We start from the raw sequence: 7,397 nt of genomic DNA, 5'->3' as shown, positions 1-7,397 counted from the left end.
CGTGAACAGCTCGGCAGACGCCAACAGCGGGATCATCGCCGCCTATGCGGGAACAAATCTGGACGGCGTGAATGTGCGCGGCGGCGTAAGCTATACCTTCAGCGACGTGAATACCTCCCGCAGCATAGCACTTCCGGCGCTTGCCACCAGCGCGGATGGTCAATTCAATGCCGGGCTCACCCAGGTCTTCGGCGAGATCGGTTATGGCATGGAATTCCAGGAAATGGCGATTGAGCCGTTCGCGGGTCTTGCCTGGGCGCACCTCAACACCGACGGCTTCACCGAAACCAGCGCGGCGGCCGGGCTGACAGGCGAGAGCCAAAGCTCCGATGTCGGCTACGGCACCCTTGGCATCCGGATCGCGAAAGACTTTGCGATGCAGGGAGGCAGCGTGCTCACGCCCCGCGCAGCGCTTGCATGGCAATATGCGTTTGGCGATCTGAGCCCTGGCACGACCTTGAGCTTTGCCGCACTCGGCGGCTCGGCGTTTACCGCAAGCGGCGTCCCTCTGTCCGAAAATTCGGCGCTGCTCGACATCGGCCTCGATCTCCAGATCGGCAGCTCGATGACGGCTGGTATTTCCTATGTTGGCCAGTTCGCCAGCGAAACGCGGCAGAATGACGTGCGGGGCACGCTGAGCTGGCGCTTCTGAATTCGGATGCCATCTCTCCGGGCCTATAGAGCCCTTCGGGCTTAAATGGAAACAGTTCTGTTTGTCGAAACCGGTCATTCCACGCGAAGAAGCCCGCGCGGCATAGCCATAGCTATGGCGAAGGGCTTCGACAAAGTGGAGGGCCGGTTTCGGCAAACCCGAAGGGCGGCATGAATTTGTGCCATTACCGGCGGTCTTCGGCTTGGACATAGCGACGGCTATGCCCTGCGCCAAAGCCCTTGGTCCTGGCGCAAATTCCTTGCCGCAGAACGCTTCCATTTAAGCCCGAAGGGCTCTAGGCCCAATTTGTTCTCAAGCGCCTGATCGTCTTTGAGCGATCAGGCGCTGTTTCCGGCGCTCTGCAAAACACTATCTGTACGTCGTGTTGAACAGGTCATGCCGTCCTGGTCCGTTTGGCGATGAGAGCGGCGGTCGCTGCCTTCCGGTGTTCAAGTTCTTTTGCAAGGCGGGCTTCACGAAGCCGCCGGGTCTTTTCCTCGCGGGCAAGAGCGAGGAAATCCAGTTCCTCGACGACCGCATTGCGCGCGAAGAATTGCGATTGGGCATTGGCAAAGGCAATCTCGGCCTTCTGGCGAGATTTGCTGTGTGTCTGTGACATGATCTTTTCCGAATTGGACGCCGCACGGTAGCGCGGCAACAAAAAAAGGCCAGGCGGTTAGCCTGACCTTGTTGGTATCGTGCTCTCGACAGTGCCAGTACATCCGTGGTCACTGGAGAATGGATACCGGGATATTTCAGGCAGCCTGCAGGTTGCAGGCCGACATCTTGCCCGACTTGCTGTCGCGCTCGAGGTCGTAGCCGATCTTCTGGCCTTCCACGAGCTCGCGCATTCCGGAGCGCTCTACGGCGGAGATGTGAACAAACGCATCGGCGCCGCCATTGTCAGGCTGAATGAAGCCGAAGCCCTTCGTCGAATTGAACCATTTAACTGTGCCAGTGGTCATGATGAACCCTTTCATAGCAATAGAAGACCACAACGCCGAAAGCGCTGCGGATGGTGATAGCGATTTTTGGAAGAAAAGGTTCGTTCAAGTAGCGGTGTCAAACGCACAATAACTAAAGCTTAACAAGCAAATATCGACCATCGATATATGGGGTCTTTTCATCCGGTTGTCAACTTTTAGTTTTCCGCCTTCGATTTCTTCGGCATCTGGTTGTGACTCCGGTTGCCCCTCTTTGCGGCGGAGAAAACAGGGCTGGGCCTTGGCATCACGCGCTCAGGCGCGCCTGACGGAATGAAACCAGTCGGCCCGTTCGTTCATCCCACAGCACAAACCTGACACAACGCAGGCTCTCCATGAGCGTGATCCGGCCCGTGTCGCGCAATTCCGGGTAATCGCGCAGCACTTCCGGCAGGCGATAGAACGGCACCTTCGCCGCAAGGTGATGGACGTGGTGGATACCGATATTGCCGGTGATCCAGCGCAACGGACGCGGGAGGTCGTAATGCGAGCTGCCATTGAGCGCCGCATTCTGGAAATCCCAGTTGCGGCCCTTAGACCAGTGGGTTTCCTCGAACTGATGCTGGATATAGAACAGCCACACCCCGGCCGTCGCCGCCATCAGGGTGATCGGCAGCTGTACCGTCAAAAAAGCAAGCGGCCCCATGAGCCACATCAGCAGGGCAACGGGAATGGCGGCCCCGACGGTGGTGACGATGGTCGAGGTCCAAGGCTCCAGACCCGCCCGCATCAGGCCGAGCGGCAACCGGTACTGGCAGATGAACAGCCAGGCGGGACCGAACCCGAACATCACGACCGGATGGCGATAAAGACGATAGCGCAGCCGCCCCCAGAAAGATCGGGCATGATATTCCCTGACGGTCAGCGTATCGACATCGCCGATGCCGCGCTTGTCGAGATTGCCGGTCGTGGCGTGATGAACCGCGTGGGTCCGGCGCCAGTAATCGTATGGCGTCAGGGTGAAAACGCCGATGACGCGACCGGTCCAGTCGTTGGCGCGGCGGCGGGCGAAGAGCGCGCCATGCCCGCAATCATGCTGCAGGACAAACAGGCGTACAAGGAAACCGGCCGCGGGGACCGTCAGCAACAGCGCCCACCAGTGGCCGTTGAGGACAGCCAGTGCCAGCAGTCCCCACAAGCAGACGAAGGGCAACGCCGTGACCACGATCTCGATCGTGCTGCGGAGCGGACTGGCCTGCCGGTAAGGCGCAAGCGCTGCGATCCAGGAACGGTGGTTCCGTTCGATTTCGGCCTTTGCGGTATTGCGGTCCATGGCTTCTCCTGGCGCCGGTCCAAGCTTGACCGGGACGCGCGAAATCTGTCTCGAAAGGTTCGCCGCCGCGACCTGCATACGGTCGCTCAAAGCAAGAAAGGCCGAGCGCATTGCCCGGCCGATCCATCCGTCTCGACATTCCGTGCCAGTACATCCGTGGTCACGGAACAGAGACAAACTTTAAGCAGCGCGCAGGTTTTCCGCGGCGCTCTTGCCGGACCTGTCATCGGTCACGACATCGAAGGACAGCTTCTGGCCTTCGGCAATGGCGCTCATTCCGGAGCGTTCGACGGCGGAAATATGGACGAATACATCCGATCCGCCGCCTTCGACCTCAATGAAGCCAAAACCCTTGGTGCTGTTGAAAAACTTCACTGTACCAGTGCTCATGACGATTTCCTTTCAATCAATCAGAGAGAATGCCCGGCTGGCCATGATGGCCGCAGCCGGACGATAAAGTCGATGTTGATGGGAAAATCACCAAAGCGCGAGGCGCAAAACAAAGTTCGTCAAACAAGATCGATGAAATCCATATGGGCTTGTTTCTTGTTTAAATCAAGGCGAAAATTTAGTTTTATAAAAGAAATATCGAAAATAAAGAAACGTAATTATTATGAAAATGTCACTATTATGCCCTGTTATTTAATCTCGTTCATAGATATATATAGCTTTACGGTTCGCTAAAACCGACCTCTTTAAAAATCGTCTCGAGAAATGCGCTTTAGGATTTCGCCCGGATTGTGAAGCGATGCCCGCTCATGCGCGTAACCGGGAGCGTCTTTGCCGGGCCAGCGGCGCATCCGCCAGCGCATTGGGCTGAACGACCTCAGGGACTGAAATCCCGGCGAAGCCTCGGAAGAATTTTCTCGCCGTGCGCAATTCCCGGATTTACCAGCGGCAAGCAACAGGCGCCACCGCAACAAAGCGCGCCGGACAAGCGGAGTTACCAGATGGCCAAAGGTCAAAAGCGAAGCAATCGCGAAATCAGAAAGCCCAAGAAGGAAAAAGCCGCGGCGGTTGTCGACGCGCCGTTTGCCGGTTCGCTGGTCAGAAACGCCGGCAACAGCAATGTGACGCGTGGCAAGCCGAAAGGCTAATCCCGTCAGATCGAAACGCGCTCCAGGCGGCCGCAGCCCCGACCCGAACGATCGTCTACCAGGCTTCTTTTGCTGATGACGGGGTCCGGTCTGCTCGCCTGTTTTCAAACAGTGGCATTTCGCGCCACCTTCTCAAGGATGTATTCGGCCATGGCACTTGCTTTTCCCAATCAAAGCCGCAGCTACGACGAAAACGGCAGACGCGTCCGCTTCACCGGGCATGACGGCATGTTCGAGGTCATGTTCTTCGTCAGGGCCGATGCGCTGAGCAATCCGGCCGAAGGCGAAGCGAGCTATCTCGCTGCATTCGACGCAGCGCGCGAGACGATCTACGACAAGGCTCGCAAGATTTACCTGAAGGGTCGCAAGGCGGTCTATGTTCTCTCGGCGGCCGACTTCGCCTGATCCGCCAGACGCCCTGCCGCCGGAACTCCGCGTCAGGGGCGCATAAGCAATCCGACACTGCGCCACGGATGGATCGAGCACCCCCCAACGGACCGCTAGCCGCACTGTCAGAATAGCGCGACCTACCCTCTATCCGTCACCCGACACCGTCCCATCGACGATCAAGGCGTCGGTTGACGATGGGCTTCTCCATCCTGCCCGGTGGATGATTGTGGCCGCAGAAACCTTTACGGCAGGTCCATCCAAAGGGGTAACGCCATGTAGCCCTCGGTTGCTCAGGCGAAACGCATGGAATTATCGTTTCCATTGCGCCTCGCCGCCATGCTGTATAGGTTTCGCAATACTGAATTCAGGCGAGCCCAGCGGAACACTTCGGCCCCCGATATATCGAAGGCCGATCAGAACGCGCATGAGATGGGATCAAAGCATGACCGACCCCTATGAAACCCTCGGCGTTGCTCGCACCGCGACCGACAAGGAGATCAAGGACGCGTTCAAGAAGCTTGCGCGCAAATATCATCCTGATCTGCATCCGGATGACAAGACGGCCGAGGAGAGGTTCAAGGCCATCTCGGCGGCAAACGACCTGCTCAAGGACAAGGAGAAGCGTCGGCGGTTCGACGCGGGCGAGATCGACGCCAGCGGAGCGGAGAAACCCCAACAGCGGTACTACCGTGATTTCGCCGACGGACCGGGCCACCCCTCCCACGCAGCGCAGGATGGCTTTGCCGGTAATGAGGATCTTGAGGATTTTCTGGCCCGCGCTTTCGGCGCCGGGGCGGGAACGAGACAGTCACAGGGCTCATTTCGGGCGCGGGGGCAGGATGTGAGTTACGTGCTGCCGGTCAGCTTCATGGACGCGGCCAACGGCGCCGTTCGCACCATCACATTGCCCGAGGGCAAGACACTGAACGTGACCATCCCCGAGGGCGCCGACGACCGGCAGATGTTGCGGCTGAAAGGCCAGGGCATGCCCGGCTTCGGCGGCGGGCCGGCCGGTGACGCCTTTATCGAACTGCATGTCGAGCCGCACGCGTTTTTCCGCCGCAAGGACAACAATATCCATGTGGAGGTCCCCGTCACACTGAAAGAAGCCGTATTGGGGGCGCGGATCACCGTGCCGACGATCAGCGGATCGGTCGCCGTAACGATTCCGCGAGGTGCGAATACCGGCCAGACATTGCGACTGCGCGACAAGGGAGTTCTCGACCGCAAGACCGGCAAGCACGGGCACCAGATGATCACTCTGAAGGTCGTCTTGCCCGCTGGCGATGAACCGGAATTGGCCGCGTTTCTAGAGACCTGGCAGCCGAAGTCTCGGGACGAACCGCGCAAGGAGATGTTGAAATGATGCGCGTTGACGAAATTGTCGAGCAGATAGAGGCCCTGCAGCGAAGCGATCTCGACGCCTGGATCAGCGAGGCGCTGATCTCACCACAGGAAGACGCCGGAACTCTGTTCTTTTCGGAGATGGAATGCGCGCGCATCCGCCTGATCTGCACCCTGCATTATGAACTGGAGATCGACGCGGAAACTGTGCCAGTCGTGCTGTCTCTGGTCGATCAGCTCCACCAGACCCGCCAGCGCCTGCTGAAACTGACGGCCGCCGTGGCAGCACAGGACAAGGCCGTGCAGGCCGCAATTCTCGCTGCAATCGATCTGGGCGATGGGATTGACGAGAAGTCATAGGGTGTTGTCGCGGGGGCTTTGTCACATAAGCCGGCTTGCAGTTGCCTCCTGCGGTTCAATGTGAGCCTGCGTGACGTTGAGGAAATGTTGCGCGAGCGTGGGATCGACGCGTGATATAAGACGGCTCGCCGCTGGATCGCCAGGTTCGAACCCGGATCGCCCGCAACTTGCGACAAGGACAGGCGCCCCGGCGATGTTTGGGAATCTCGTCGAGGTTGTTTTGATATGCGCTGGAGAGAGGTTCGGGCTCTGGCGCGCAGTCGATCAGCATGGCACCGTTCTTGAAGAAATATTGCAGAAGCGCCGCGACAAGAGGCGGCAAAGCGGGGCTGGCACTGCTGGCAATGATGTAGCCCGCTTTGATGCGGCGGCAGATCTGCACATGCACCGTCCATAGCGATCGGAAACCGAAAAATCGGGCACTTGACTACCCGGAAAAATCCCTGAGATATCGGGCTGGCGACGTGCCGAGCGCCTTTCTGAACATGGTGATGAAAGCGGACACGGATTCGTAGCCGAGGTCGCCCGAGATCTGTTGCACCGTCGCGCCGGCAGCGAGGCTGCGGATGGCGACGATCAGTTGCAGTTGCTGTCGCCAGCGACCGAATGTCAGGCCAGTCTCCCGTTGGACGAGCCGCGCGAGCGAATTCTCGCTCATCGCCACGCGCGCCGCCCATTCGGCAATCGTGCTGCGATCTCCCGGATCGTCAGCCAGCGCCGACGCGATCCGGTTGAGTCGGGGTTCCTCCGTCAGCGGCAGATGCAGGCGTTCGACCGGCATTCGCGACAGGGCCGACAGAAGCAGCTTCGTCAAGGTCTCAGCCTCGGCAGTCGCAACCTCCGTATGATCCGCCATCTCGATGATCAGTTCCCTGACCAGCGGCGAGAGCGAGAGGGTACAGCACCGGTCCGGAAGGTCCGCGGCGCCCGGTTCGACGAACAGAAAGAACAGGCGGGCATTGGCCGTGGCGACATTGCTGTGGGGCATTCCGCCGGGGACCCAGATGCCGCAGCGCGGCGGCACCATCCACATCCCGCCCGGAACCCGGCAGGTGACGCCGCCTTTAAGCGCCATAACCAGTTGCCCCTTGCGATGATGATGCTGCGGAGCTTCCCGCTCGTTCTCTGACACATCGATCCTGACGGCGGTCGCGCGCGCGGTCGACCTGTCGAGATCATCATCGCTGCGCGCCCAGGCGAGCGACATCGGAATTTGGGTGAATTTAGTCATCATCTTGTTGAATGCCTAAATTCATCAGGAAAATTTGTCGATAGCCTTTCCGAGAAGACATGATTTT

The 7,397-nt window shown here is 59.1% G+C and carries 10 protein-coding genes and 1 pseudogene; 6 read left to right on the top strand and 5 right to left on the bottom strand.

Going from position 1 to position 7,397, the window contains the following annotated elements; all coding sequences use genetic code 11:
• Positions 1 to 652 (top strand): autotransporter outer membrane beta-barrel domain-containing protein (locus B4E36_RS16580; RefSeq protein WP_345900583.1); only part of this gene is annotated, 652 nt, incomplete at its 5' end.
• A 394-nt stretch (positions 653 to 1,046) separates the two neighbouring features.
• On the opposite strand, the gene B4E36_RS16575 is transcribed toward B4E36_RS16580, so the two are convergent.
• From B4E36_RS16575 to B4E36_RS16560, 4 genes are all read right to left on the bottom strand, one after another.
• The gene (locus B4E36_RS16575) at positions 1,047 to 1,271 is read right to left on the bottom strand and encodes a hypothetical protein (RefSeq protein WP_292057245.1); all 225 of its coding nucleotides are present in this window, start codon (positions 1,269 to 1,271) and stop codon (positions 1,047 to 1,049) included.
• A 136-nt stretch (positions 1,272 to 1,407) separates the two neighbouring features.
• Positions 1,408 to 1,617: a cold-shock protein gene (locus B4E36_RS16570; protein WP_018066164.1), complete on the bottom strand. Its 210-nt coding sequence runs from the start codon at positions 1,615 to 1,617 to the stop codon at positions 1,408 to 1,410.
• A 265-nt stretch (positions 1,618 to 1,882) separates the two neighbouring features.
• Positions 1,883 to 2,908: a fatty acid desaturase gene (locus tag B4E36_RS16565; RefSeq protein WP_345900582.1), complete on the bottom strand. Its 1,026-nt coding sequence runs from the start codon at positions 2,906 to 2,908 to the stop codon at positions 1,883 to 1,885.
• 180 nt (positions 2,909 to 3,088) lie between these two features.
• Positions 3,089 to 3,298 carry a cold-shock protein gene (locus B4E36_RS16560; RefSeq protein ID WP_018066166.1) on the bottom strand — a complete coding sequence of 70 codons (210 nt, stop codon included), beginning with the start codon at positions 3,296 to 3,298 and terminating at the stop codon, positions 3,089 to 3,091.
• 368 nt (positions 3,299 to 3,666) lie between these two features.
• Between B4E36_RS16560 and B4E36_RS16555 the strand changes: the two genes are divergently transcribed.
• From B4E36_RS16555 to B4E36_RS24425, 5 genes and pseudogenes are all read left to right on the top strand, one after another.
• On the top strand, positions 3,667 to 4,005 hold the full coding sequence (locus tag B4E36_RS16555; RefSeq protein ID WP_292057256.1) for a hypothetical protein: 339 nt from the start codon (positions 3,667 to 3,669) through the stop codon (positions 4,003 to 4,005).
• Positions 4,006 to 4,155: 150 nt separating this feature from the next.
• Positions 4,156 to 4,410, top strand: coding sequence for a DUF1488 domain-containing protein (locus B4E36_RS16550; RefSeq protein WP_026173706.1), 255 nt, complete (start codon positions 4,156 to 4,158; stop codon positions 4,408 to 4,410).
• A 427-nt stretch (positions 4,411 to 4,837) separates the two neighbouring features.
• Positions 4,838 to 5,761 carry a J domain-containing protein gene (locus B4E36_RS16545; RefSeq protein WP_292057026.1) on the top strand — a complete coding sequence of 308 codons (924 nt, stop codon included), beginning with the start codon at positions 4,838 to 4,840 and terminating at the stop codon, positions 5,759 to 5,761.
• On the top strand, positions 5,758 to 6,099 hold the full coding sequence (locus tag B4E36_RS16540) for a chaperone modulator CbpM (protein WP_292057028.1): 342 nt from the start codon (positions 5,758 to 5,760) through the stop codon (positions 6,097 to 6,099). Before B4E36_RS16545 ends, B4E36_RS16540 begins: the two co-directional genes overlap by 4 nt.
• 48 nt (positions 6,100 to 6,147) lie before the next feature.
• Positions 6,148 to 6,415: pseudogene (locus B4E36_RS24425) on the top strand (DDE-type integrase/transposase/recombinase); the annotation flags it as partial.
• A gap of 111 nt (positions 6,416 to 6,526) precedes the next feature.
• Here the strand turns inward: B4E36_RS24425 and B4E36_RS16535 are convergent.
• Positions 6,527 to 7,333 carry an AraC family transcriptional regulator gene (locus B4E36_RS16535; protein ID WP_292057031.1) on the bottom strand — a complete coding sequence of 269 codons (807 nt, stop codon included), beginning with the start codon at positions 7,331 to 7,333 and terminating at the stop codon, positions 6,527 to 6,529.
• Between the last annotated feature and the right edge of the window lie 64 nt (positions 7,334 to 7,397).

It is taken from the genome of Martelella sp. UBA3392 (genome assembly GCF_002358775.1).
Classification (GTDB): Bacteria; Pseudomonadota; Alphaproteobacteria; order Rhizobiales; family Rhizobiaceae; genus Martelella; species Martelella mediterranea.
Note: the sequence above shows the minus strand (reverse complement) of the source record. Positions and strands in the feature narration are given on the sequence as shown.

What these genes read in the sequence shown, in the direction of transcription:
- B4E36_RS16575 (WP_292057245.1), bottom strand. Translation starts at nt 1,271, where the DNA reads ATGTCACAGACACACAGCAAATCTCGCCAGAAGGCCGAGATTGCCTTT.
- B4E36_RS16570 (WP_018066164.1), bottom strand. Translation starts at nt 1,617, where the DNA reads ATGACCACTGGCACAGTTAAATGGTTCAATTCGACGAAGGGCTTCGGC.
- B4E36_RS16565 (WP_345900582.1), bottom strand. Translation starts at nt 2,908, where the DNA reads ATGGACCGCAATACCGCAAAGGCCGAAATCGAACGGAACCACCGTTCC.
- B4E36_RS16560 (WP_018066166.1), bottom strand. Translation starts at nt 3,298, where the DNA reads ATGAGCACTGGTACAGTGAAGTTTTTCAACAGCACCAAGGGTTTTGGC.
- B4E36_RS16555 (WP_292057256.1), top strand. Translation starts at nt 3,667, where the DNA reads ATGCGCGTAACCGGGAGCGTCTTTGCCGGGCCAGCGGCGCATCCGCCA.
- B4E36_RS16550 (WP_026173706.1), top strand. Translation starts at nt 4,156, where the DNA reads ATGGCACTTGCTTTTCCCAATCAAAGCCGCAGCTACGACGAAAACGGC.
- B4E36_RS16545 (WP_292057026.1), top strand. Translation starts at nt 4,838, where the DNA reads ATGACCGACCCCTATGAAACCCTCGGCGTTGCTCGCACCGCGACCGAC.
- B4E36_RS16540 (WP_292057028.1), top strand. Translation starts at nt 5,758, where the DNA reads ATGATGCGCGTTGACGAAATTGTCGAGCAGATAGAGGCCCTGCAGCGA.
- B4E36_RS16535 (WP_292057031.1), bottom strand. Translation starts at nt 7,333, where the DNA reads ATGATGACTAAATTCACCCAAATTCCGATGTCGCTCGCCTGGGCGCGC.